The sequence below is a fragment of the Pseudomonas sp. NPDC047961 genome, from assembly GCF_050272435.1.
Lineage (GTDB): Bacteria > Pseudomonadota > Gammaproteobacteria > Pseudomonadales > Pseudomonadaceae > Stutzerimonas.
Genome location: NZ_JBNNMD010000006.1, coordinates 129,889 through 155,161 on the forward strand (window position 1 = coordinate 129,889; position 25,273 = coordinate 155,161).

Consider the following 25,273-nt stretch of genomic DNA (forward strand, 5'->3'; position numbering starts at 1 on the left):
GTAGGCCCGCCAAATCAAAGCGCTTATCATAGCGGACCCGTCAACCCCCTGACAGAGCAAAGCGCCCTGCCGCGCTGTGCGCCGTAGCCGCGAGTCTTCGGGGCCGTCACGCCGGTCGCGTTGCCGCGACACATTTTTCTCCCTCATTTAGGAAGGCATTCAATGATCAAGCTGCATACCAATCACGGCGTCATCACCGTCAAGCTGTTCGAAGACAAGGCACCCGAGACCACCGCTAATTTCAAGGAATACGTAAAGAGCGGTCACTACGACGGCACCATTTTCCACCGTGTGATTAGCAATTTCATGATCCAGGGCGGCGGCTTCGAGACCGGCATGAAGCAGAAAGCCACCCGCGGCCAAATCAAGAACGAAGCTAACAACGGCCTTTCCAACAAGACCGGCACCCTGGCCATGGCGCGCACCATGGAGCCGCACTCGGCCTCTGCGCAGTTCTTCATCAACGTCAAAGACAATGATTTCCTCGACCACACGGCGCCGACCGTTCAAGGCTGGGGCTACACAGTATTTGGCGAAGTGGTCGAAGGCATGGATGTAGTTGAAAAGATCAAAGGCGTGCCCACCACGATGAAGTCTGGCCATCAGGACGTTCCGGTAGAAGACGTCGTGATCGAGAAAGCCGAAATCGTCGAGTAAATCGCATTGATCCTGTTGATCTCAGATCTGCATCTCGAAGAAAAACGCCCGGAGATTACCCGGGCGTTTCTTCGTTTCCTCGAGACTCGCGCAATCGAAGCCGAGGCACTCTATATCCTCGGTGACTTTTTCGAAGTCTGGGTCGGCGATGACGGCATGACGCCCTTTCAGCATGAGATAGCCCGAGCGCTGAAAGCGCTGAGCCTGCATGGGACGCGCATCTATCTGATGCACGGCAATCGCGACTTCATGATCGGAAAAGCGTTTTGCCGCGAGGCCGGATGCACGCTGCTGGCTGACCCGCATATCGCGCAGCTCGCTGGCGAGCGCGTGTTGTTGATGCATGGCGACAGCCTATGCACGCGTGACGAAGGCTACATGCGGCTACGCCGCTGGCTGCGCAACCCGGTAAGTCTCTTCATCCTGCATAACCTTTCGCTTGCCAAGCGTCAGAAGCTGGCGCAAAAACTGCGTTCCAGCAGTAAGGAAGAGACGCGAATGAAGGCCAGCGATATCGTCGACGTAACACCCGACGAAGTGGCGAGCATCATGCAACGTTACAAAGTCCGAACCTTAATTCACGGCCACACCCACCGGCCAGCAACCCATTCGTTGCAGATCGATGGTCAAGCGGCCATCCGGATCGTCCTGGGTGACTGGGATCGCCAGGGTTGGGCGTTACAGGTCGACGATTCAGGTTTTCACCAGGCTCCGTTCGACCTGAACTGATCAGTCAGGCGGCGCTCGGTACGCCGCTGTGAAAACGAAACTCACTGTCTGGGCTTTCGATCAGCTCACGCTCACGTTCACGCACGCGGACGATGGTTGCCTCGATGTCCGCCGCCTCTCCATAGAGGTAAGCCAACTTCAGGTAATCCTGAAAATGCCTCGCTTCGGACTTCAAAAGCCCGTGATAGAACCGCCCAAGTTCTTCGTCCAAGTGCGGCACCAGCATCGCAAAACGCTCACATGAGCGCGCCTCGATAAACGCACCAATCACCAACGTATCGGTGAGCCGGTAGGGTTCGTGGTTGCGCACCAACTCGCGCAAACCGGCCGCATAACGGGACGAGCCGATATTGCGCAGACTGATTTCACGCTTGCGGATGATCGAGAGCACCTGCTCGAAATGTCGCAACTCCTCCCTGGCCAGGCGCGACATCTTGTTCTGCAGATCCGGCTTATCGACATAGCGAAACATCAACTGAAAGGCAGCGCCCGCAGCCTTCTTCTCGCAGTTGCCATGATCGATCAACATCACATCCTGGTACTGCAGCGCAACGTCGACCCACGCCGAAGGTGTCGCACAGCCAAGAAATTCATTCAGTTCGGGGAGCATGAGGTCTTGGTATTCATGAAGGAAATGAAAGCGGCGAACAGCACGAAGTCGCTGGGCCGCCGAGCATTATACGAGCCCAGCAAGTAACGGCCAGCACTGCTTGATATAGGTCAGTGGCTGCCCTGAAGTCCTTGTCTATAGTGAAACCATCTGATCACCCAAACGGAGCCGATCATGCAAGCCATACGCTGTATCCTCGTGGTAATTGACCCGAAGCTTTCCGAAAACCTGGCACTGAAAAGGGCGCGATTGATTTCCAGCGTCAGCCAGTCCCGGCTGCACTTGCTGATCTGCGACGCCAAACAGGATCACAGCAGCTACCTAGAGCGCTTGCGCCAAGAACTCGAAGATCAGGGCCACGTCGTTACGGCTCGGCAGGCCTGGCATGAAAACCTGCACCAGACCATCATCAGCGCTCAGCAAGCCGAAGGCTGCGGCCTGGTGATCAAGCAGCACATTGCCGACAACCCGCTGAAACGCGCCCTGCTGACGCCCGATGACTGGAAGCTATTGCGTTATTGCCCCTGCCCGGTGCTGATGGTCAAAACCGAAGCGCCCTGGACGGGCGGCAACATTCTGGCCGCAGTGGACGTCGGCAATGCTGACATCGAACACCGCACGCTTCATTCCAGCATCATCAATTACGGCTACCAGATTGCCTCGCTTGCTGAGGGCACACTGCATGTGATCAGCGCGCACCCTTCAGCCATGCTGTCCTCCGCTGATCCCGCGTTCCAGCTCAAGGAAACGATCGAAGCGCGTTACCGCAACGCCTGCCGGCAGTTTCAGACTGAGTTCGACATCCCTGACGGCCAGCTGCATATCGAGGAAGGGCCCGCAGACGCCTTGATCCCACGCGTCTGCCACCAGCTTCAGGCTGCCGTAACGGTCATCGGCACTGTCGCCCGCACCGGATTGTCCGGGGCCTTGATGGGTAATACCGCCGAGGTCGTGCTCGATACATTGGAAAGCGATGTGCTGGTGCTGAAGCCAGAGGACATCATCGACCACCTTGAGGAGCTCGTAGCGCAGCGCTAGGGTCATCAGCTCAGCCGAGGCTGGATATCGCCTTCCTCGGCTGTATTGAATGCCTAGCGAGCCATGTCCTGAATAAACCGAGGAACGATATAACGCTGGTAATGCGCTTCGGAAAGGAGAAAGAACTCCCGATCGATTGCATCACGAAGCTCAGGCAGGGACCAATCACGAAACTCCGGCAGCAGCACGACGCCATAGGCTTCGAGCTGCTGAATCACGCGCGCACCGCGTGCGATCAGTTGATAGGCCCAACAGTAGGGTGACTGGTCGGCAACGAAGCGGATCTGTCTGGTCTCCAGCTGAGAACGCAACAGTGGCGCATCGAAAACCTCCAGCTTTGCCGCCATCACTTGCGCTAGCAATACCTCCAGGCGCTGCCAGACCGAGCGCTTGACCTCTTCGCTATAGCCGTTCCAGCTCACCACTTCATGATGAAACCGTTTGCATCCGCGGCAGACGAGATCGCCGTAAACGGTGGAGCAAAGGCCTACGCAAGGGGTTTTGATTCGCTGATTGGACATGACGGACGATGAATCGAAGAACAGCGCCGCATCTTAGACTTTTGTCCAAGCCGGGTCACTGACCAATCCGGACCATGCCTCAAAAAGAGGGTCTGCAGCCCACAGATTGCGGGCCTAAGCCGAAACGGCGACATGTCCGTTGGCGGCCTCGCCATCGCTGTGCCCTGGCGTTTCACTTAACTTTGCGGGCACGTTCCAGTAGAATCGGCCCGCCGTTTTAGGCGCCATAATCCGCAAGAAGCTGTTTTCAAAGCGTCACGAGCACAGTTGACCGGCTACTTTCCGGGTGCGCAGATCCCTCTAACCTGCGTACCCGGCACCAAACCCGGCGTAAAACTTTGAAAACAGCTTCCGGATGCGCGTCCCGAGACACCCATGGGACCAATGATGAGGGTATAAAACTGTGCTTGAAGCCTATCGCAAACACGTAGAAGAGCGTGCCGCTCAGGGCGTTGTGCCCCAGCCGCTGAACGCCGAGCAGACCGCAGGCCTGGTCGAACTCCTGAAAAACCCGCCAGCCGGCGAAGAACAATTCCTCCTCGACCTGATCACCAACCGCGTTCCCGCGGGCGTGGACGAAGCCGCCTATGTCAAGGCTGGATTCCTCGCCGCTATCGCCAAGGGCGAAGCCACCTCTCCGCTGATCAGCAAGCAGCACGCTGTTGAACTGCTGGGCACCATGCAAGGTGGTTACAACATCGTCACGCTGGTCGACCTGCTCGACGACCCAGAACTTTCCGACACTACCGCAAAAGAGCTGAAGCACACCCTGCTGATGTTCGACGCGTTCCACGACGTTGCTGAGAAAGCCAAGGCTGGCAACGCGAACGCCAAAGCTGTCCTGCAGTCCTGGGCTGAAGGCGAATGGTTCAAGAACCGCGCCCCGGTTGCCGAAAAAGTCACCTTGACCGTATTCAAGGTCACCGGCGAAACCAACACCGACGATCTGTCGCCGGCGCCTGACGCCTGGTCGCGCCCCGACATCCCGCTGCACGCACTGGCCATGCTGAAGATGGCTCGCGACGGCATCAACCCCGACGTTCCTGGCTCGGTTGGTCCGCTCAAGCAGATGGAAGAACTGGCCACCAAAGGCTTCCCGGTCGCCTATGTGGGTGACGTGGTCGGTACCGGCTCTTCGCGTAAGTCCGCTACTAACTCGGTGCTGTGGTTCTTCGGCGACGACATCCCGAACGTGCCGAACAAGCGTGCCGGCGGTTTCTGCTTCGGCACCAAGATTGCGCCAATCTTCTACAACACCATGGAAGACGCCGGCGCACTGCCGATCGAGTTCGACTGCTCCGATTTGGCAATGGGCGACATCATCGACGTCTACCCGTACAAGGGTGAAGTCCGCCGTCACGGCAGCGATGAACTGGTCACTACATTCCAGCTCAAGACCGACGTCCTGCTCGACGAAGTTCGTGCTGGCGGCCGTATTCCGCTGATCATCGGCCGTGGTCTGACCGAGAAAGCACGTGCCGAACTGGGCATGGGCCCAACTGACCTGTTCAAGAAGCCCGAAGCCCCTGCCGAGAGCAATAAGGGCTTTACGCTGGCACAGAAGATGGTCGGTCGCGCCTGCGGTCTGCCGGAAGGCAAAGGCGTCCGTCCGGGCACCTACTGCGAACCAAAGATGACCACCGTTGGCTCCCAGGACACCACTGGCCCAATGACCCGCGACGAGCTGAAAGACCTGGCTTGCCTGGGCTTCTCGGCTGATCTGGTCATGCAGTCCTTCTGCCACACAGCCGCTTATCCGAAGCCGATCGACGTCACCACGCATCACACCCTGCCGGACTTCATCATGACCCGCGGCGGCGTTTCCTTGCGTCCGGGCGACGGCATCATCCACAGCTGGTTGAACCGCATGCTGCTGCCGGACACTGTCGGTACCGGCGGCGATTCGCACACTCGCTTCCCGATGGGCATCTCCTTCCCGGCCGGTTCCGGCCTGGTCGCCTTCGCCGCAGCCACTGGCGTCATGCCGCTGGACATGCCGGAGTCGGTACTGGTTCGTTTCAAGGGCAAGATGCAGCCTGGTATCACGCTGCGTGACCTGGTTCATGCGATTCCCTACTACGCGATCCAGAAAGGTCTGCTGACCGTCGAGAAGAAAGGCAAGAAGAACATCTTCTCCGGCCGTATCCTCGAAATTGAAGGCCTGAACGACCTGACCGTCGAGCAAGCGTTCGAGCTGTCTGACGCTTCTGCCGAGCGCTCCGCTGCCGGTTGCACCATCAAGCTGCCGGAACCTGCAATCGCTGAGTACCTGCAGTCGAACATTACCCTGCTGCGCTGGATGATCAGTGAAGGTTACGGTGATGCTCGTACGCTGGAGCGTCGTGCTCAGGCCATGGAAGCTTGGTTGGCCAAGCCGGAACTGCTGGCTGCCGATGCGGATGCCGAATACGCCGAGATCATCGAGATCGACCTGTCCGAGGTGACCGAGCCTGTACTCTGCGCACCCAACGACCCGGACGATGCGCGTCTGCTCTCGACCGTTCAGGGCGAGAAGATCGATGAAGTATTCATCGGCTCGTGCATGACCAACATTGGTCACTTCCGCGCCGCTGGCAAGCTGCTGGATAAAGTTGAAGGTGCTCTACCAACTCGCCTGTGGCTGTCTCCGCCGACCAAGATGGACCAGCACCAGCTGACCGAAGAAGGCTACTACGGCATCTACGGCCGCGCTGGTGCACGCCTGGAAATGCCTGGTTGCTCGCTTTGCATGGGCAACCAGGCACGGGTTGAGACCGGTTCGACAGTGGTCTCCACGTCGACTCGTAACTTCCCTAACCGTCTGGGCGACGCGACCAACGTGTACCTGGCTTCTGCCGAACTGGCAGCAGTCGCCTCGATCCTGGGTCGCCTGCCGACCGTTGAGGAGTACATGGTCTACGCTGCTCAGATCGACACCATGGCGGCTGATGTCTACCGCTACCTGAGCTTCGATCAGATTGCCGAGTTCCGCGAGTCTGCGGCCAAAGCAAAGATCGACGTGGTCGCTGTCTGATGTTCTGACGCGCCACGCAGGTAAAACAAACGCCCCGACTGGTTCGGGGCGTTTGCATTTACGGAGTGTCATGCAACTGCCGACAGACCTATGCGACAATAGCGCCCAATGTCTGGCATCAACCCCCGCATTTCTCCCAACAGCTCGCCATAATGCGCCGCGGCTGCCGCTACTGCCTGTCCGCCGGGTCACTTTAGACTCCGCTCTAGCCGCAGTATCGCGCACCATTCAGCACCATCTGCAAGCTCCAAGTTATTGATAGGTAACCCCCTTTGATCTCCACCGCTAACATCACCATGCAGTTCGGCGCCAAGCCGCTGTTCGAAAACGTGTCAGTCAAGTTCGGCAACGGCAATCGCTACGGCCTGATCGGTGCCAACGGGTCCGGCAAGTCGACCTTCATGAAAATTCTCGGTGGCGATTTGGAGCCATCGGCCGGCCAGGTCATGCTCGAACCTAACGTGCGCCTGGGTAAGCTGCGGCAGGATCAGTTTGCCTACGAAGACTTCAATGTCATCGACACGGTGATCATGGGTCACGAGGAACTGTGGAAGGTTAAGGCCGAACGCGAACGCATCTACTCGCTGCCAGAGATGAGCGAAGACGACGGCATGGCGGTGGCAGAACTGGAAACCGAGTTCGCCGAGATGGATGGCTACACCGCCGAGTCCCGCGCTGGTGAGCTGCTGCTGGGCCTGGGTATTCCGCTGGATCAGCATTTCGGCCCGATGAGCGAGGTTGCACCCGGCTGGAAGCTTCGCGTGCTATTGGCGCAGGCGCTGTTTTCCGATCCGGAAGTGCTGCTGCTCGACGAGCCGACCAACCACCTGGACATTCACACGATCCGCTGGTTGGAAAACATACTCACGGCGCGCAACAGCACCATGATCATCATTTCCCACGACCGGCACTTCCTAAACAGTGTGTGCACGCATATGGCTGACTTGGATTACTGCGAGCTGCGCCTGTTCCCCGGTAACTACGATGAGTACATGACCGCAGCCACTCAATCGCGCGAACAATTGCTATCGGATAACGCCAAGAAGAAGGCGCAGATTGCCGAGCTGCAGACTTTCGTCAGCCGCTTCTCGGCGAACGCCTCGAAGGCCAAGCAGGCCACTTCACGCGCCAAGCAGATCGACAAAATCCAGCTAGCTGAAGTTAAACCATCCAGCCGCGTCAGCCCCTTCATCCGCTTCGAGCAGACCAAGAAACTGCATCGCCAGGCGGTAACCGTGGAAAACGTTGCCAAAGGCTTCGACGGCAAAACGTTGTTCAAGAACTTCAGTTTCACCGTCGAGGCCGGTGAGCGCGTCGCTATCATCGGCCCCAACGGCATTGGCAAGACGACCCTGTTGCGCACGTTGGTCGGCGAGCTGCAACCCGATGCCGGTGCGGTGAAGTGGACCGAGAGTGCCGAGCTTGGCTATTACGCCCAGGACCACGCAGATGATTTCGAGGACGACGTAACCCTATTCGACTGGATGAGTCAGTGGACGCAAGGCGGCGAGCAGGTCGTACGCGGCACCCTCGGCCGCATGTTGTTCTCCAACGACGAGATACTGAAGTCGGTTCGGGTAATTTCCGGTGGCGAACAGGGCCGCATGCTGTTCGGCAAGCTGATCCTGAAGAAGCCCAACGTGCTGTTGATGGACGAGCCGACCAACCACCTGGATATGGAATCGATCGAGGCGCTGAACCTAGCGCTGGAGAACTATCCGGGCACGCTGATTTTTGTCAGCCATGATCGGGAATTCGTTGGCTCTCTGGCGACCCGTATCATCGAGCTATCCGACTCGGGCGTGACCGACTTCAGCGGCACCTATGACGACTACCTGCGCAGTCTTGGCGTGTTCTAAACCTCGTTGAGGTAACGAAACGCCCCGCCAACGCGGGGCGTTTTTGCATCGACGAATCATCATCGCGTACGGCTCGGTCAGTGCTCAAATTTCTAGCAATAACCCATACAGCCGCTGGACATATAGGTAGTCGAGCCATGCGAGCTGATGCACGACGACGATCAGCCAGAACACCAGCTGGAACGACAACTTGCGGGTCTTGTGGCGAAACGCTTGCTGAGCGATCAATGCCCCCGGCCAGCCACCAAGCAACTCAACAAGATGCAGGCGAGCCTCGGGTGTACGCCAGCCGCTACGCAGTGCGCTGCGCTTGTCGTGCAGGTAGAAGCCAAAAGCCAACAGGCTACCCGAGAGATAGGCATAGAGCGGCCAGTAACTACCCTGCCCCGCCAGACGAGCAAGCCCGAGCGCCGGTAACAGACAGAGCAGGACGAGCCCTAGGAGCTTCGGTAGCAGCCACCTTATCGACCCATTGTGCCGTGGCCGCGCTTTGGGCTTAGCGCGTGCCTTGAAGCTTCTATTTTGTGCGGACTGGATCGCTACCGCAGGTGGTTTTCGTCGAATCGCCGGCTCGTCTAGAGACAGCCCCGAATCCAGACGGATATGCGTGGCACCCAGGCGCCCATTCTCGTCCCGTTCGCTGATGTAGAGCACCCGGTCGCCCTGCGCCGGGCGGCGAGCGCCGCGCATAGCCGAAATATGGGCGAAGATTTCCTCGCTACCCTGTTCCGGCCGAATGAAACCGAACCCCTTCTGATCGTTCCAGCTTTTCAGCTGACCGTGTTATTCCATGGCAAGTGACCCGGCGGGAAAACCGGGGATTCTAGCCGCTTACCTTTGGAGCTACGAGCCGCAAGCAGTTATCGGGCAGGGGTGTAGCGGCGCTCAAGAAAACTGAGAAGCAGCCTATTGACCTGCTCGGGCTGCTCGCTCTGTATCCAATGGCCACAGTCTTCGATGAGGTGCTGCTCGAGGTCCGGTACCCAGCTGGGCATTTTCTGCAGCGTATGAGCTTCCAGAGTGCCGACCGGGTCCTTGTCACCTAGTAGGAAAAGCGCCGGCTGCTCCACCTTGCGCTCGGCTAACGGTGCAGTGCGCTCCCAGTTCCGCTCGAAATTGCGGTACCAGTTCAGTGCACCATGAAAGCCGCGTCCCTCGAACGTAGCGACGTAGACGGCGAACGCGTCCGAGCCGCACCAAGCCGGCGGCGCGCCCGGGTCTCGCATCCCTTGATAAAGCGAACTGCCGACCGGCTTGTCCTGCAGGAATAAATCCTTGGGGACCGCTGCCGAGGTGTTATGCATCATCATCCGCAAAGTACGCGGAATGTCCTGATCAAGCTCGGCCTCGGCAACGCCGGGCTGCTGGAAATACAGAATATAGTTGAAGCGATCTGCGAACTGGCTGCGGATGATGTCGATCGCGGGTCTCTTCGGACGGCCGCCATAAGGCACCGCCATAGCCGCGACAACGTTGACTCGCTGCGGCTCGAGCAAGGCCAGATGCCAAGCCACCGGTGCACCCCAATCATGGCCCACCACCGCTACCGAGCGGTGACCAAGTAAGTCCATTGCCGCCTGGATGTCCGCGCAGACGGTTATCAGGTCATAGCTGGCGATATCATCCGGCGCGCTGCTTTGGCCATATCCGCGCATCTCCGGAATCACCACACGATAGCCTGCATCCGCCAACGCCTGGATCTGATGACGCCACGAGTACCAGCTTTCGGGGAACCCGTGGAGCAACCAGATCACCGGGCCTTGCTCAGGCCCGGCGCAGTAAAGGCTGAGGGTGATCCCATTGATGGGCAACAGTCGGTGTTCGAATGCGTGCACAGGGCACTCCTCTGCTGTGTGCGTTGCGCGTCAGCCCGCCGCGGTGCTCCAGTCGATCAAGCTGAACTGCCAAGTAGCCAAGATGATGATGCCGAAGATGATCCGGTACCAGGCAAATGCGGCATAGCTATGGTTGCCTATAAATTTCAACAGGGCGCGCACCGCCAGCATGGCGAAAATGAACGAGGTGATGAACCCAATCGCAAAGATCGGCAAGTCGCCAGGCTGAAACAGGTCGCGGTACTTGTAACCGGAATACACTGCGGCACCGACCATAGTCGGCATGGCCAGAAAGAATGAAAACTCGGTGGCAGCCTTGCGGGACAGCCCAAACAACAGCCCACCGATGATTGTCGCGCCGGACCGTGAAGTGCCGGGGATGAGCGCCAGACATTGCGCGAAGCCAACCTTCAAGGCATGGGACCAGTGCATATCGTCGACGGTTTCGGCCTGTAATTCATGCTGGCGCTTTTCGGCCCAGAGCATCACGACCCCGCCAATGACCAACGCCGTCGCTACCGTGATCGGATTAAACAAGTATTTGTGAATGAGATCAGCGAAGGTAATTCCCAGCACTACCGCAGGGAAGAACGCGACCAGCAGATTCCCGGTGAACTTCTGCGCCTGTTTCTCCCTTGGCAAACCAACTACCACATCGAAAATCTTACGACGGTACTCCCACACCACCGCCAAGATCGCACCCAACTGGATGATGATGTTGAACGCGAGCGCCCTCTCGCCGCCAAACCCAATCAGATCGGCCACGATGATCTGATGCCCGGTGCTGGATATCGGCAGAAATTCTGTAATGCCTTCCACCACCCCGAGAAGCAACGCCTGAAAGGCAATCCAAAGGTCCATCTATTCCCCAATAACGGTGCAACTCACCGCGGCTGAAATACAACAAAGGTATATGTCAGATAGCCATCTGAGCGCTGTTCTGACTCGCTTGATGCAAGTAAATTCATTGAGCAGACACGGCCGCCCTCATCTTTTTTCGGCAACGGCCGAAACCCTATGCATGGGCCATGACAAACAACCACTGCCATAGCTGATTTTTCAAGGTAGACCGTGTCGCCGCGCTCCACCCCTCTATTCGAATAATAAAGAACACAAGTACCAACAGGAGCATACAACCCTATGAATCTGCTACGAAATCTTCCAATCAGCAAGCGTCTCTGGCTGATTCCGCTAGTGGCGGTTGCCATGCTCTTCATTCTTGGCCTGCTGATGATCCAGCAGGTTCGCACCGACCTGTACAGGGGCAAGCAGGTCATGACGCAAAACATCGTCGAGACGGCGCGCGGCGTGCTGACCTACTATCAGCAGCTCGAAGCCAGCGGAAGCATGACGACCGCCGAGGCGCAGAAAGCCGCGATGGACCAGGTTCGCATGATTCGCTATGGCCAGAATGACTACTTCTGGATCAACGACATGCAGCCGGTCATGGTCATGCATCCGATAAAGCCGGAGCTAGAGGGACAGGATCTCTCCAAGGTCAAAGATCCGAACGGCAAAGCGCTGTTCAACGAAATGGTCAAGGTAGCTCAACTCAAAGGAGCTGGCCTGGTTGACTATCAATGGGCGAAGCCCGGCGAAAAAGACCCTGTGCCGAAGATCTCCTATGTCGAACTATTCAAGCCATGGGGCTGGATTATCGGTTCGGGAATCTACGTTGATGATGTCGAAGCGGAGTTCCAGAACTATCTGGTCCGTTTCTCGCTCATCGGTCTGGCAATCGCTGCGCTGATGGCGGCACTGGTCGCGATTCTTATCCGCAGCATCACACAGCCGCTGCGTCACTCTATGCAGGCCATGGCCAACATCGCCAGCGGTGAAGCCGACCTGACGCGGAATCTTGACGTATCGGGTAATGACGAGCTGACCACCCTTAGCCGCGACTTCAATACCTTCACCCAAAAACTGCGCACAGTGATCGGACAGTTGTTCGAAACCTCCGACTCACTGGAATCCTCCTCCAACGCCTTGGGCGGGCTGGCCGGGCAAGCGCACAAGCAAAGTCAGCAGCAGTCGCAACAGATGGAGCTGGTCGCTACTGCCGTCAACGAGGTGACCTACGCCGTTCAGGAAGTGGCAAAGAATGCCGAGCAGGCATCGAACGAAGTGGGTGACGCGGAGAAGCAGGCCGGGTTGGGGCAGCGGAATATCGAAGCCAGCCTGCAGCAAATAGATCAGCTTTCGATCACCATTAACGAAGCTGTAGGGGTCATACAATCCTTAGCGGACGAAACCACGAAGATCGGGTCAGTGCTTGAAGTCATTGGATCGATCGCCGATCAGACCAACCTCCTCGCGCTGAACGCAGCGATTGAGGCTGCCCGTGCCGGCGAACAAGGCCGCGGTTTTGCTGTAGTGGCCGACGAGGTTCGCCTGCTCGCCCAACGCACCCAGACCTCAACGGCTGAGATTCACACGATGATAGAAGGCTTGCAGAAGAATTCGGGCGCTGCAGTTAAGGTGATCATGGAAAGCAGCCGAGCATCCCAAGCCACCGTTGAACAAGCCAGCCAAGCCGGAGCCAGCCTCGTTCAGATTGCCCAGGCGCTGCGCAACCTGTCGGGGTTGAACGCATCGATAGCCAGCGCAACACTGCAACAGACCCACGTCGTTGAAGACATTAATCAGAACGTTACCCAGGCTGCCGGATTGGCTCAGCAAAGCACCCACGCGGCGGAACAATCGAGTGCGGCGGGTGAGCGACTAGGCGAGCTGGCCGAGCAATTGAATCGTCTGCTCAAGCAGTTCAAAGTCTAGCCAAGCTCTACAAGCGGACTTGTATACAACGGCCAGCTCCCGAACCGGAGCTGGCCGTTTTCTTTTGCCACGCCGGTTGCGGCTTTTCGCCACAGCGCTAAGGGGGGCAGATTGATGGGCTCTAAGAAGCCTTGCCCTTAGCCCAACCAGCAAAGCCAACGAAAACAGATAGTTAGACCGAGATTAAGCCGATCATCCAAGTTGCGCCTAATGCTAGACCTTTGGCTAATTGCAAAAAAAATCACAAAACACGAAACGACCCTGTGACTTATCAGTCCTCTGTGTACATCAATGGATATGTAAGGCCAACGCCGGCAGCCTGGCGGCAGGCTCAATATCCGATTTTTGGTTACCACACAGAGAGACATGCCTGATGAACAGCCCGCTTCGCTTCAACGACGCCCTCCTTATCACTGACCGTGCGTTCAAGCCGTTCCAGTGCGTCGCCTGGACGCTGCTCGAAGGCAACGGTGAACTCAGCATCACGGTCCTGGATGGCAGCGAATCGCGCACCGTGGGCCATTGCAAATTGGCGAGCAACGTCTACTCCGACCCGATCAAGCTCGGTCAGTCGCTGGAGCAAGCACGCGCCGATCTGAGTCGTCAGGGTATGCATCTCGCGCCTTGGCAGATGCCTGAGTAAGTCACTCCTTCTTGATAAGGCCCGGTTGCGCAAGCGCCGGGCCTTTTTCGTTGCATTTCGCTTGGCCACCAATAATGGCGCCGCTAGGAAAAAACGGACCCATTCGATTGTTCAACGGTCCCAGCAATAAGCGAATAAACGAAGGAGTGATCCATGAAAGGTGCAGAAGCCTACGTCAACGATCAATGGCACAGCAGCGGACTGGCCGATTTGCCGGAGGGTGCCCAGAGCCATTGCGTTTCCCTGAAGTTCATCATCCCTCGCGACGCACAGTCCACAGGGCTGATCACGCATATCCGTGATGTGGCGCAGAAACGTCTGAGCGAGTTTTACAAAGGCCGTCAGGTGATGCACAGACCGGTACAAGGCTCGGTCGTCGGAGACGGCAGCGGCGATGGGATAAACCTCGTCTTCGACGTCGCACCGGCGAAATAGATAATCGCCTCGGCGGTGCATGCTGATGACCAAAACGCCTGCAATTGATGAAGCCAGGTGCATCAGCGAGGTGCCCTTCTCACCCTGCCGTGCGACCACTCAGCCGACCATGAGTAGAGCAGCTTCTCGATACGAGTCACCAACGCAGCGGGTGGCGAAGCCCTATCGATTCCGCATATCACGCAATTCAACTTGCTGGCTTGCTGAAGAGCACACGGCTCCAGCTAAGCAAGGATGACGACTAGTTAAGCGCGAGGTTTACACCTGCGCAGCCCTGCGTGACGGGATGACGTCGAGCTCGTTAGCACCAACCGTGTACAACCAACTGGTCTTTTTACTGCCACCAATAGCGTCAGCATTATCGAGCGGGGCGGTCGATCGTTACGCGTCAACAAGAAGCTTTGCGCGGTCGCGCCAAACCGCTCATACCGGCGCTCGACACGCGGTTCGAACCCCTTTCGGTTGCGTCGGTCTCTTATTGAGACAAGCACTGTGCCCCCTTCAGCGCAGCTGCCTTTTCTCATCCGCAACCCAGGAGCGCTTACATGATCGGAGACTATTCCTCGATAAATGACCATCTGGAAAGTGCGCGACGGCTGGCTGACAGCGCAGAAACCAAGGCAGACCCAGCTATCTACCGAGAGGCAATTGACGAACTGGTTGCCGCGATAAGGCTGTTGATGCGTAACAGCCAGGAAAGCGAAGACTGACACTGTCTTCAGTCCTGCGCATCGCCACCGGCCACCCAGGGATAGCCTGGCTGCACTCATCTTAAGATTCGTTAATGCGGCCAGGCTTTACCAGGCCGGGCCGCGGCCCTTCAGGAGCATGCATGCTGATCGATCAGGACAGCGAGACGGCTTTGCACTTAGCGGAAGGTGTGCGTCCGCTTCCGGCGGACGAGCAATTGGATACCGGCACCGCCCTCTGCCCTGAGCTACCAGCCGACCTGCATTATGTAGACGACCACGTTCCAGGTATCAGTCGACGAAAGCTCGGCGGCAAATTCGCTTACTTCCTGCCGACCGGAGAACGTATTCGGGATACGCATGAGATAACGCGCATCAACAAGCTGGCCATTCCCCCGGCCTACTCTGACGTCTGGATCTGCCCGGATCCGCAAGGCCATATGCAAGCAACTGGACGAGATGCTCGCGGACGCAAGCAATATCGTTATCACCCCCGCTGGCGAGAAATCCGGGACGACAACAAGTACGAGCGGGTTCTTTCGTTCGGCAATGCCCTTCCGCGAATGCGCGAGCGCCTGGAGGAGCACTTGGCTTTGCGCGGCATGCCGCGAGATAAAGTGATGGCCTTGCTGGTGCAATTGCTTGAGTCGACGCTGATCCGAGTTGGCAACCCACGTTATGCAAAGGAAAACCGTTCCTACGGGCTCACCACTCTACGAACCCGTCATGTCGATGTACGAGGCTCTGCGATCCGCTTTCAGTTCCGTGGCAAAAGCGGTGTAGAGCATCGCGTAACGCTAAGGAACCAGCGGCTGGCGCGCATCGTGCGCCGCTGCATGGAGCTACCCGGCCAGCACCTGTTTCAATACCTGGACGAAAACGGGATGCGGCACCCAGTGAATTCAAGCGACGTCAACGCGTTCATCCACGAGATGACCGGGGGCGACTTCACGGCCAAGGATTATCGAACTTGGGCAGGCAGTGCGCTGGCGTTGGACTATCTGCGCAAACGTGAGTGGCGACCAGAGACGGTGGCGCGGCGCAATCTGGTCGAAGTGGTCACGCTAGTGTCTCACCAGCTCGGCAATACTCCCGCCGTGTGTCGCCAGTGCTACATTCATCCCGACGTGCTTGAAGCCTTTGCTACTGGCGAACTGGCGCAGCTGGGCAAGGCTAGAAAGCGCAAATGGATGAGCAGCGAGGAAGTCACCTTGCTGAAATTCCTGAGCAGCCGCACTGCGCCCACCGCAGCATCCTAGCGGTACAGGGTGACCTGATTGCGCCCTGAGGCTTTCGAAGAATACAGAGCAATATCCGCACGTTCGATCAGCTGTGCGTAGCCATTGGTGGGCTCGCTGAGATCCGCAATCCCGAGACTGACGGTAAAGCGAATGCTGCGCCCTTCGTGGACGACCTCATGCGCTTCGATGGATTGCCGTAGCCGCTCGGCGAACGTCACCGCCCCCTCGCTATCGGTATCCGGCAGCAGCACCACGAACTCTTCACCGCCGTAGCGTCCGGCAATGTCCGCATCGCGCGTGCTCTGTCGAACCAGTTCGGCAGTCTGCTGGATGACCGCATCACCCGCCTGATGACCGTAGCTGTCGTTGATCTTCTTGAAGTGGTCGATATCGAACATCACCAACGCCGCATTGCGCTCGTAGCGCCGATGCCGGGCGTAGTCTTGACGCAACATCTCCTCCCAATGGCCCCGGTTGAACAGGCCAGTCAGGCGGTCGGTGCTGGAGATGCGCTGCAGTTCTTGATTCGCCGCTTGCAACTGGCGGCGGTTGGTCGCCACGTCGGTGACATCGTAGATGATCAGGCAGACCTGCTCGATGCTGCCATTGAGCGCCTTCAACGGCATCAAGGTGGTGTTCTGGTACATGAAGTCTTCCAGCCCGGTGATCGGCTGGTAATTCTTGAATCGCAGCAGGTAAGGCCGCTGTTCCCAGATGGTGAACGATGGCGTCCCGAGTGTCGCAACGTTTTCCACCTTGCGCCGAAACCACTGCTCGTCGACTTCTGGAAAGAGCTCGAAGAAAGTCTTCTTGCGCGCCTCTTCTGGCAGCCGTCCGGAGCGGTTCTCCATGAAGGTATTCCACACATCGATGCGGTACTCGCGATCAAGCACCACGACACCGACATCAATGCTCTGGACGATAGCCAGCAACCAGTGGAGTTCACTCAGATCGTTCGAGTCAGGCATGGTCAGTTCATCTCAAGGGCGAGTTTGCGCGACAGCAGCTCAACCGAGTCTTCGGTGAACAGCAAGAGCAGGTCGAAATGAATGTCGTGACCTTCCAGGCTGTAGCTGATCTCCACCGCCAGGGTGTTTTTCCAACGTTGCCGGTTGACGCGAATGAGCTCATCGATCGAAGCATGCTGGCCCAGCACCTGTGGGTGACCCTGAGAAAACACCACATCGATTTGGTCTGCGATGCCACTGAGGCACGCACTGATCAGCAGACTGGAAAGGTCGAGCAGCATCTCAAGTTCGAGATATTCGTCGGCGCGCATCAGACGCGCCATATCGGCAATCTCCGAATCATGGAAGATCAACAGCGCCTCGCCGGCGATGCCCCCGCCGATATAGCCCTGGCACACCGCTGACAACTTGTCGCCCTGAGCCGCATCGGCCAGCGCCATGTGCAATTCGCCGACTTCGAGGATATTCACATTGGGAATCGGCAGCTGTACGAACACCCCCAACACCTTGGCGAGCAACGCCGCCGCGCGCCCCATCGCAACGTTGACCACCTCGCGGAAGGCGTCGCGGAACGAGACCTGCCCCGCGTTCCGCTCCCCGAGTGCTGGAAGTTCGCTATCCACGACCCCGAGACCCGCCAGGGTCTGTTGCAAATGCAGGGGATCGGCAGGCTTGCGGATGAATGCCAGCGCCCCCAGCCCGAGCACCCGGCGCACCGCCTCTTCCTGAACGTCCGCCGATATCACGATGACCTTGCACGCCAGTTGCTCTTGGCGAAGAGCAGCCAGAACCTGGTAGCCGTCCATGTCCGGCATGGTCAGATCAAGCAGCAAGACGTCCACGCCGCCTTCACGAATTCGTTCCAGCGCCTCGCGACCGCTGGCAGCCTGAAGTATATCTAGCGGCCACGCAGCCGGCAGCGCGCGCAGCAATTGCTTGCGCGCCAGGCTTGAATCATCGCAAATCAATACGGTAACGGCAGACATGCAGCGCTCGCTCACTTGGCCAGGCCCCTGGAACCTGGACAGCTTATCTCAGCTAACGAGCGCCGTGGTGGGGACACATGTAGATAGTGGCATTTTGCCAGCAAAGTGACCGATACGACCACCGTTTAGGCTGTTACCACTTAATAGTAAGCATTGTCCCGATTGGTGTGGTCGGTCACGTCACGAACGCCCTTCAGCTCCGGAATTCGCTCCAGCAAGGTCTTTTCGATACCTTCCTTGAGCGTTACGTCAGCCTGGCCACAGCCTTGGCACCCGCCGCCAAACTGGAGTACCGCCACGCCCTCATCCACGACATCGATCAATGTCACCTGCCCGCCATGGCTCGCAAGACCGGGATTGATTTCGGTCTGCAGGTAGTAATTGATGCGCTCGTTGAGCGGGCTGTCCTCGTTGACCATCGGCACCTTGGCGTTGGGTGCCTTGATCGTCAGCTGGCCGCCCATGCGGTCGGTGGCGTAGTCAACCAGGGCGTCTTCCAGGAAGGGCTCGCTGATACCGTCGATCCAAGCGGTGAAGCTTTTCAGGGAAATCGCGATGTCATCCGGCTTTTCCTCTCCCGGCTTGCAATAGGCAATGCAGGTCTCAGCGTAGGGGGTGCCGGGCTGAGTGATGAAGACCCGGATGCCAATCCCGGTGGTGTTCTGCTTTTCAAGCAGGTCGGCCAGGTAATCATGTGCAGCTTCGGTAATGGTAATGGCGCTCATGGGAACTCCTCTCATACATGCCCGGCAGTGTACGCCAACCACTGCGCCGGATAAAGTCCTAGCGTTTTAGTAGGAATTGCCTGGTAGAAGGGTAGTTAATCGGTACACCCGATCGGACCCTCGAGGTATCTAAGGCAGGTTGATAGCGGTACTCGTATCCGAACAGGGACGCGACATCTGATACCACTGCGTAACCTGATCAGTCACGCCGACGACAGGGTCCTGCCAGTTATACACGACGCCGCACCAACATGAGCATTGCTCATGTAAATCGCCGGATGATCAAAAAGCGTGCAGCTTTGCTATTATTCGCGGTCCTCGCAACCAGCTTCAGGTAGTCCCCATGCTCGACCGCAACGCCCGTCTCCAGGCACTCCAGCAGGCCCTCAAGGAGCGCATCCTGATTCTCGACGGCGGCATGGGCACGATGATCCAGAGCTATAAACTGGAAGAGTCGGACTATCGCGGCGAGCGCTTCGCTGACTGGCCACAAGATCTAAAGGGCAACAACGACCTCTTGATCCTCACCCGGCCGGACGCCATTAGCGCCATTGAAAAAGCCTACTTCGATGCCGGTGCGGATATCGTCGAGACCAACACCTTCAACGCCACCCGCGTTTCTCAGGCCGACTACGGCATGGAAGAGTTGGTCTATGAGCTCAACGTCGAAGGCGCCCGTCTCGCCCGCCAGGCCGCCGATGCAAAGACGGCACAAACGCCGGACCGTCCGCGATTCGTAGCAGGCGTGCTAGGGCCGACCAGTCGCACCTGCTCGCTGTCACCGGACGTGAATAATCCAGGCTACCGCAACGTCACCTTCGACGAACTGGTGGAGAACTACACCGAAGCCACCCGCGGCCTGATCGAAGGCGGCTCGGACCTCATCCTGATCGAGACCATCTTCGATACGCTCAATGCCAAAGCGGCGATCTTCGCCGTGCAGGAAGTCTTCGAAGAGATCGGTTTCGAGCTGCCGATCATGATTTCCGGCACGATTACCGACGCCTCCGGCCGCACCCTGTCCGGCCAGACCACCGAAGCCTTCTGGAACTCGGTACGTCACGCCAACCCGATCTCGGTAGGCCTTAACTGTGCGTTGGGTGCGAAAGAGCTGCGCCCTTATCTGGAAGAGCTGTCGAACAAGGCCGAAACCCACGTTTCGGCGCACCCTAACGCCGGCTTGCCCAACGCTTTTGGTGAGTACGATGAAAGCCCGGCGGAAATGGCATCGGTCGTCGAGGAGTTCGCCGCCAGTGGCTTCCTCAACGTCGTTGGTGGTTGTTGCGGCACGACGCCCGCACACATCGAGGCGATTGCTAATGCGGTTGCCAAATATCCGCCACGCGTCATCCCTGACATTCCCAAGGCCTGTCGCCTGTCGGGCCTTGAGCCTTTCACCATTGATCGCAGCTCGCTGTTCGTCAACGTGGGCGAACGGACCAACATCACCGGTTCCGCCCGTTTTGCTCGCCTGATCCGCGAAGACAATTACACTGAGGCCCTGGAAGTCGCCCTGCAGCAGGTAGAAGCCGGCGCTCAGGTGATCGACATCAACATGGACGAGGGCATGTTGGATTCGAAGAAGGCCATGGTGACCTTCCTCAATCTGATCGCCGGCGAGCCCGACATCTCCCGCGTCCCGATCATGATCGACTCCTCAAAGTGGGAGGTGATCGAGGCCGGGCTCAAGTGCATCCAGGGCAAGGGCATCGTCAACTCGATTTCCATGAAAGAAGGCGTCGAGGCGTTCAAGCATCACGCGCGCTTGTGCAAGCGCTACGGCGCCGCCGTGGTAGTGATGGCGTTCGACGAAGCCGGCCAGGCCGATACAGCCGCGCGTAAGCGTGAAATCTGCCAGCGCTCCTACGACATTCTGGTCGATGAAGTGGGCTTCCCGCCGGAAGACATTATTTTCGACCCGAACATATTCGCCGTCGCCACCGGTATCGAGGAGCACAACAACTACGCCGTGGACTTCATCGAGGCCTGCGCGTATATCCGCGACAATCTTCCCTACGCCCTGACCTCGGGCGGTGTGTCGAACGTGTCCTTCTCGTTCCGCGGCAACAATCCGGTTCGCGAGGCGATCCACTCGGTCTTCCTCTACTACGCGATCCAGAACGGCCTGACGATGGGCATCGTCAACGCCGGCCAGCTGGAAATCTACGATGAGATCCCGAAGAAGCTGCGCGACGCTGTTGAGGACGTGGTGCTCAACCGCACCCCTAACGGCACCGAGGCGCTGCTGGCCATCGCCGACGAGTTCAAGGGCGACGGCAGCGTCAAGGAAGCGGAAACCGAAGAATGGCGCAGCTATACCGTCCAGAAGCGCCTGGAGCACGCGCTGGTCAAGGGCATCACCACTCACATCGTTCAGGACACCGAAGAGTTCCGCCAGCAGTGCGCGCGGCCCATTGAGGTCATCGAAGGCCCTCTGATGTCGGGCATGAACGTGGTGGGCGATTTGTTCGGCTCGGGAAAGATGTTCCTGCCGCAGGTGGTCAAGTCAGCCCGTGTTATGAAGCAGGCCGTTGCGCACCTGATCCCCTTCATCGAAGCCGAGAAAGGCGACAAGCCGGAAGCCAAGGGCAAGATCCTGATGGCGACCGTCAAGGGCGACGTGCACGACATCGGCAAGAACATCGTCGGCGTGGTGCTCGGCTGTAACGGCTACGACGTGGTGGACATGGGAGTCATGGTCCCGGCTGAAAAGATCCTGCAGACTGCAATTGCCGAGAAATGCGACATCATCGGCCTGTCCGGTCTGATCACACCGTCGCTGGACGAAATGGTGCACGTTGCGCGCGAAATGCAGCGCCAGGATTTCCATCTGCCGCTGATGATTGGCGGCGCGACCACCTCCAAGGCTCACACGGCGGTTAAGATCGATCCGCATTACAAGAACGATGCGGTGGTCTATGTGACCGACGCGTCGCGCGCCGTCGGGGTCGCGACAACATTGCTGTCGAAGGAGCTGAAGCCGGTTTTCGTCCAGAAGACCCGCGAAGAGTACGCGATGATCCGCGAGCGCACTGCCAACCGCAGCGCACGCACCGAGCGTCTGACTTACCCCGAAGCGATTGCGGTCAAGCCGAAGTTCGATTGGGCCGATTACTCGCCAGTCAAACCAACCTTCACCGGCCGCAAGGTATTGGAGGACATCGATCTACGCACGCTGGTGGACTATATCGACTGGACGCCCTTCTTCATCTCATGGGATCTCGCCGGCAAGTATCCACGCATTCTTGAAGACGAAATCGTCGGTGAAGCCGCTACATCGTTGTTCAACGATGCCCAGGCGATGCTCACCAAGCTGGTCGACGAAAAGCTGATCAGGGCCCGCGCCGTCTTCGGCTTCTGGCCCGCCAATCAGGTCGACGAAGACGATATCCAAGTCTATGGCGACGACGGCGAAGCCCTCGCCACCCTGCACCACCTGCGGCAACAAACGGTGAAGACCGACGGCAAGCCGAACTTCTCGCTCGCCGACTTCGTCGCACCGAAAAGCAGCGGAGTGACCGATTATGTGGGCGGTTTCATTACCACTGCGGGCATCGGTGCCGAGGAAGTGGCCAAGGCTTATCAGGACGCCGGCGACGACTACAACTCGATCATGGTCAAAGCTCTCGCCGACCGCCTCGCCGAAGCCTGCGCCGAATGGCTGCACCAGCAGGTCCGCAAGCAATGGTGGGGCTATGACCCGGAAGAGCAGCTGAGTAACGAAGAACTGATCAAGGAGCAATACAAGGGTATCCGCCCTGCTCCCGGCTATCCGGCCTGCCCTGACCATACCGAGAAAGGCACGCTGTTCCAGCTGCTCGATGCCGACGGCATCAGCCAGGTCACCCTGACCGAGCACTACGCCATGTTCCCGACAGCTGCAGTCAGTGGTTGGTATTTCGCGCATCCTCAGGCGCAATATTTCGCGGTCGGCAAAATCGACAAGGACCAGGCCGAGCGCTACAGCACTCGCAAAGGTCAAGACATCGCCGTCACCGAACGCTGGCTGATGCCGAACCTCGGCTACGACAACTAGACTACCGCTGGCCGCAGCATCTCTATGAGGCGGCCTTGCGACTGAAATCAACAACCCCATGCGAAGCGCGCAATGTCTACCGAACCCCGTTACCTGCTCGATGAATTGGAAACCGCCGACATGCTCGAAGTCGACGGTCTGCACGCCTGGCAATTCACCCTTAACGATGCGTTACTGGACCGTGCCGACGCGGCCGCAGTCGCAAGTGAGCCCTTCGCCAGTGATGAAATCGTTGTTCAAATAGAGTCGGTCGACGGCCGTGAGCGGCGCCAATGGTCGTTCAGCTATAACAGTGTGATGGAAGCAGTGTACTGCGAAGATGAGCAGTATTGGACGGTCGGGAGCTCACCGCAGAGCCGCCTTCGCTGTCTTGGCGCGGTAAGCGCAAGCGCTGACGACGAGTGAACCGCGAACCGTCTACTGCCTCGGGAATAGCCAAGGAATGGGTCGAAAGTGATGCTCGTCAGTCAGATGTCGTACCTCGTCTGAGCAGTAGTCCGATAGCGAGAATGACCAACAAGCTGCCCGGTAGCCACTGCCAACCCATTCGTTGCGGCTGCTCTACAAACAGCAGCACCATCGATACGAAGGGCACCAGATAGCTATAGGCGGTTACCGCACCCGGCGTCAGGACAGCGGTCGCGCGCTGCTGCAGAAAGAACGTCATGCCACTGGAAAAGACCCCAAGGTATGCCACCAGCGCGACGTCTTCGGTCGTCATATACGCGAGCGCGCTGGGCCGCTCCCAGATCAAGCCCAAGGCGCCGATCAGCAATGCGCCCATCAGCAGGCTCCAAAAGGTCCGCAGCACGGCCTGCGGCGCCAGCCAGCCGCGGTGCAATCCCCATTTGCTCAGCACTGGATACAGTGCGGACGCCACACAGCCGAAGAGAAACGCCAGCTCGCCGAAACCCAGCTGCAATCCCGAAAAGTGACCGCCGTTCTCGGCCCAGGCCAGACCCAATGCGCCAACGGCGCCCAACGCAAGGATCGCCAGCAATCGTCCGGCTGGTCGCTCCACGCCGAGCCCGCGCCCGATGCAATAGGCAAGCAGCGGCACGCTGACAAATAACGTCGCCATCGACAAAGCACTGATTCGATGAGCCGCCCAGAACATGGTGCCGAAGAACCCAGCCAGGCTCAGCCCCATCAACGCGTAGAGCAGCAGCCCACGCAGACTCGGCCATCGCTCGGGCTGTCGCCATAACAATGGGAACAGCGCCAAGGCGGCAATCATGAAGCGAATCGCCGTTAGTAACAGAGGCGGCAAACCTTCGGTCATGAGCCCCACTGCCGGAAAGGACAACCCGACAAAAAGCGCCCAGAGCAACATGCCAAGATGCGCGAGCGTGACTCCCCGCCTGGTCTCAGTCATTGTGCCCCTCCTCCAGCGCCAACAGCAGCGTGCGCAACCCGGCCGCCAGTGCCTGTTTTTGCTGGACATCCAGCGGCGCCTGCATCTCGTGCAGGGTGGCGAGATATTCATCGAGGCACCCGAGCAGTACCTTCTGCCCTTCATCGCTCAGACGAATCAACAAGCTGCGCCGGTCTTCCGGATTCGGTACTCGCTGAATTAACCCGGCAGCCTCCAGGCGGTCCAGCCGATTGGTCATCGCCCCTGAGCTGAGTACCGCTGCGTGACGCAACGCGTTGGGCGTGAGCCCCTGCGGCTGGCCGCTGCGGTAGAGCGTGGCGAGCAGGTCGAACTCGCCATCGTGCAACCCATGTCGGCGGAACACCGAGGCCACGCTGCGATTGAGGTATTTGGAAAGGCGGTACAGGCGGGTGAATATCGCCATGGGCGATACATCCGCGTCAGGTTGCACGGCGCGCCATTGCGCGAGCACGCGATCCACATGGTCGCTGCGTTGCCTCTCTGACATAGATAGCTCCAGAACAAGAATCTTCACGTGAAGATAATCTGGCGCATCGAAAGAAGCAACGTTCCGGAACACCGGCACGGGCCCGATCGATGGATGGCCATCAATCGATCCGCAACGGAGCGCTCAGCGCACTAAAGGGAGACTAGGAGGCTTTCAGCGGAGCTCGGAGGGTGAGTTGCGAACGATCTTGATCGAGTGGGTCAAGGCCGGCTTGCGCGTGACGCTGACGGCCCTGCGCGTCACCGTATCGATGGTGATGTTCCAGAAGCCGGTGTTGGGCACTTTTATCCGTGCCGGGAAATTGTCGAACGCACCGCCGTGATAGATGTGTCGCCCGCCATTCTTGAAACTACGAAAATTCTTGTCGTTCATCAGGCGGATGTTGCAAGGCTGCGAGCATTCAATAATCACGAAATCGTCTTCATTGAGGTGTTCGCGCTGGTGAATGAACTTCATGTACCGCTCCGGGGCCGCATGTTGGCAAAGGCGAAGATTACCATGAGCGTTCGGCCCGCTCGATGGTTTGAACGGGCAGATCCAACTAGCACTAGCTGCACTGCGGAAGGTTCGGCTGCCGTCGCAGTTCTTTGACACAATGCGCGCCGCAGCCGATCACTCGACGTATGAACG

At 58.4% G+C, this 25,273-nt stretch carries 23 protein-coding genes; 12 read left to right on the forward strand and 11 right to left on the reverse strand.

Annotated elements, in window-relative coordinates; genetic code table 11:
* Positions 1-162 precede the first annotated feature (162 nt).
* Together ACQKIK_RS18940 and lpxH are read left to right on the forward strand one after the other, a co-directional pair.
* Positions 163-657 carry a peptidylprolyl isomerase gene (locus ACQKIK_RS18940; protein WP_045427513.1) on the forward strand — a complete coding sequence of 165 codons (495 nt, stop codon included), beginning with the start codon at positions 163-165 and terminating at the stop codon, positions 655-657.
* Between the two features lie 6 nt (positions 658-663).
* Entirely contained in the window at positions 664-1,386 is a 723-nt protein-coding gene (lpxH, locus tag ACQKIK_RS18945; protein ID WP_499137098.1) for a UDP-2,3-diacylglucosamine diphosphatase, read from the forward strand.
* A gap of 4 nt (positions 1,387-1,390) precedes the next feature.
* Here the strand turns inward: lpxH and ACQKIK_RS18950 are convergent, their stop codons facing one another.
* Positions 1,391-1,996, reverse strand: coding sequence for a MiaE family protein (locus ACQKIK_RS18950; protein WP_499137099.1), 606 nt, complete (start codon positions 1,994-1,996; stop codon positions 1,391-1,393).
* Positions 1,997-2,170: 174 nt separating this feature from the next.
* On the opposite strand from ACQKIK_RS18950, the gene ACQKIK_RS18955 reads away from it, so the two are divergent.
* Entirely contained in the window at positions 2,171-3,034 is an 864-nt protein-coding gene (locus ACQKIK_RS18955) for a universal stress protein UspL (protein ID WP_045427519.1), read from the forward strand.
* Between the two features lie 53 nt (positions 3,035-3,087).
* Here ACQKIK_RS18955 and ACQKIK_RS18960 read toward each other — a convergent pair whose 3' ends face one another.
* On the reverse strand, positions 3,088-3,555 hold the full coding sequence (locus ACQKIK_RS18960; RefSeq protein ID WP_499137100.1) for a DUF1289 domain-containing protein: 468 nt from the start codon (positions 3,553-3,555) through the stop codon (positions 3,088-3,090).
* A gap of 403 nt (positions 3,556-3,958) precedes the next feature.
* On the opposite strand from ACQKIK_RS18960, the gene acnB reads away from it, so the two are divergent.
* Positions 3,959-6,568: a bifunctional aconitate hydratase 2/2-methylisocitrate dehydratase gene (acnB, locus tag ACQKIK_RS18965; protein ID WP_499137101.1), complete on the forward strand. Its 2,610-nt coding sequence runs from the start codon at positions 3,959-3,961 to the stop codon at positions 6,566-6,568.
* 272 nt (positions 6,569-6,840) lie between these two features.
* Positions 6,841-8,427 (forward strand): ABC-F family ATPase, encoded by a 1,587-nt coding sequence (locus ACQKIK_RS18970; RefSeq protein ID WP_045427527.1) that lies wholly within the window; start codon positions 6,841-6,843, stop codon positions 8,425-8,427.
* Between the two features lie 84 nt (positions 8,428-8,511).
* Here the strand turns inward: ACQKIK_RS18970 and ACQKIK_RS18975 are convergent, their stop codons facing one another.
* The 3 genes from ACQKIK_RS18975 to ACQKIK_RS18985 form a co-directional block, all read right to left on the reverse strand.
* Positions 8,512-9,201 (reverse strand): DUF1294 domain-containing protein, encoded by a 690-nt coding sequence (locus ACQKIK_RS18975; protein ID WP_499137237.1) that lies wholly within the window; start codon positions 9,199-9,201, stop codon positions 8,512-8,514.
* 86 nt (positions 9,202-9,287) lie between these two features.
* Positions 9,288-10,262, reverse strand: coding sequence for an alpha/beta fold hydrolase (locus ACQKIK_RS18980; RefSeq protein ID WP_499137102.1), 975 nt, complete (start codon positions 10,260-10,262; stop codon positions 9,288-9,290).
* A 30-nt stretch (positions 10,263-10,292) separates the two neighbouring features.
* Positions 10,293-11,123, reverse strand: a complete 831-nt coding sequence (locus ACQKIK_RS18985) for an undecaprenyl-diphosphate phosphatase (protein WP_499137103.1) — start codon at positions 11,121-11,123, stop codon at positions 10,293-10,295.
* A gap of 279 nt (positions 11,124-11,402) precedes the next feature.
* Here ACQKIK_RS18985 and ACQKIK_RS18990 point away from each other — a divergent pair, with 279 nt between their 5' ends.
* The 5 genes from ACQKIK_RS18990 to ACQKIK_RS19010 all read left to right on the forward strand — a co-directional run bounded on the left by ACQKIK_RS18990 (position 11,403) and on the right by ACQKIK_RS19010 (position 16,063).
* Positions 11,403-13,037: a methyl-accepting chemotaxis protein gene (locus ACQKIK_RS18990; RefSeq protein ID WP_045427537.1), complete on the forward strand. Its 1,635-nt coding sequence runs from the start codon at positions 11,403-11,405 to the stop codon at positions 13,035-13,037.
* Positions 13,038-13,410: 373 nt separating this feature from the next.
* Positions 13,411-13,680, forward strand: a complete 270-nt coding sequence (locus ACQKIK_RS18995) for a hypothetical protein (protein ID WP_045427540.1) — start codon at positions 13,411-13,413, stop codon at positions 13,678-13,680.
* 153 nt (positions 13,681-13,833) lie between these two features.
* Positions 13,834-14,115: a hypothetical protein gene (locus ACQKIK_RS19000; protein ID WP_499137104.1), complete on the forward strand. Its 282-nt coding sequence runs from the start codon at positions 13,834-13,836 to the stop codon at positions 14,113-14,115.
* Positions 14,116-14,660: 545 nt separating this feature from the next.
* Entirely contained in the window at positions 14,661-14,825 is a 165-nt protein-coding gene (locus tag ACQKIK_RS19005) for a hypothetical protein (RefSeq protein ID WP_164863208.1), read from the forward strand.
* A 122-nt stretch (positions 14,826-14,947) separates the two neighbouring features.
* A complete protein-coding gene (locus tag ACQKIK_RS19010) occupies positions 14,948-16,063 on the forward strand; it encodes a DNA topoisomerase IB (protein ID WP_499137105.1) in 1,116 nt (371 codons plus the stop codon).
* Here ACQKIK_RS19010 and ACQKIK_RS19015 read toward each other — a convergent pair.
* From ACQKIK_RS19015 to nfuA, 3 genes are all read right to left on the reverse strand, one after another.
* Complete coding sequence (locus ACQKIK_RS19015) at positions 16,060-17,013, reverse strand: sensor domain-containing diguanylate cyclase (protein WP_499137106.1); 954 nt, start codon at positions 17,011-17,013, stop codon at positions 16,060-16,062. The genes ACQKIK_RS19010 and ACQKIK_RS19015 overlap by 4 nt on opposite strands.
* 2 nt (positions 17,014-17,015) lie before the next feature.
* Entirely contained in the window at positions 17,016-17,999 is a 984-nt protein-coding gene (locus tag ACQKIK_RS19020; protein WP_045427549.1) for a response regulator, read from the reverse strand.
* A gap of 140 nt (positions 18,000-18,139) precedes the next feature.
* Complete coding sequence (gene nfuA / locus ACQKIK_RS19025; RefSeq protein WP_045427552.1) at positions 18,140-18,724, reverse strand: Fe-S biogenesis protein NfuA; 585 nt, start codon at positions 18,722-18,724, stop codon at positions 18,140-18,142.
* A 343-nt stretch (positions 18,725-19,067) separates the two neighbouring features.
* Here nfuA and metH point away from each other — a divergent pair, with 343 nt between their 5' ends.
* Together metH and ACQKIK_RS19035 are read left to right on the forward strand one after the other, a co-directional pair.
* On the forward strand, positions 19,068-22,760 hold the full coding sequence (gene metH / locus ACQKIK_RS19030; protein WP_499137107.1) for a methionine synthase: 3,693 nt from the start codon (positions 19,068-19,070) through the stop codon (positions 22,758-22,760).
* 72 nt (positions 22,761-22,832) lie between these two features.
* Complete coding sequence (locus ACQKIK_RS19035; RefSeq protein ID WP_499137108.1) at positions 22,833-23,165, forward strand: DUF5629 family protein; 333 nt, start codon at positions 22,833-22,835, stop codon at positions 23,163-23,165.
* A 58-nt stretch (positions 23,166-23,223) separates the two neighbouring features.
* Here the strand turns inward: ACQKIK_RS19035 and ACQKIK_RS19040 are convergent, their stop codons facing one another.
* From ACQKIK_RS19040 to ACQKIK_RS19050, 3 genes are all read right to left on the reverse strand, one after another.
* Entirely contained in the window at positions 23,224-24,135 is a 912-nt protein-coding gene (locus tag ACQKIK_RS19040; RefSeq protein ID WP_499137109.1) for a DMT family transporter, read from the reverse strand.
* Positions 24,128-24,643, reverse strand: coding sequence for a MarR family winged helix-turn-helix transcriptional regulator (locus ACQKIK_RS19045; protein ID WP_499137110.1), 516 nt, complete (start codon positions 24,641-24,643; stop codon positions 24,128-24,130). The genes ACQKIK_RS19040 and ACQKIK_RS19045 overlap by 8 nt, the downstream gene beginning before the upstream one ends.
* A 153-nt stretch (positions 24,644-24,796) precedes the next feature.
* On the reverse strand, positions 24,797-25,099 hold the full coding sequence (locus ACQKIK_RS19050; RefSeq protein WP_045427559.1) for a DUF1883 domain-containing protein: 303 nt from the start codon (positions 25,097-25,099) through the stop codon (positions 24,797-24,799).
* Positions 25,100-25,273: the final 174 nt, after the last annotated feature.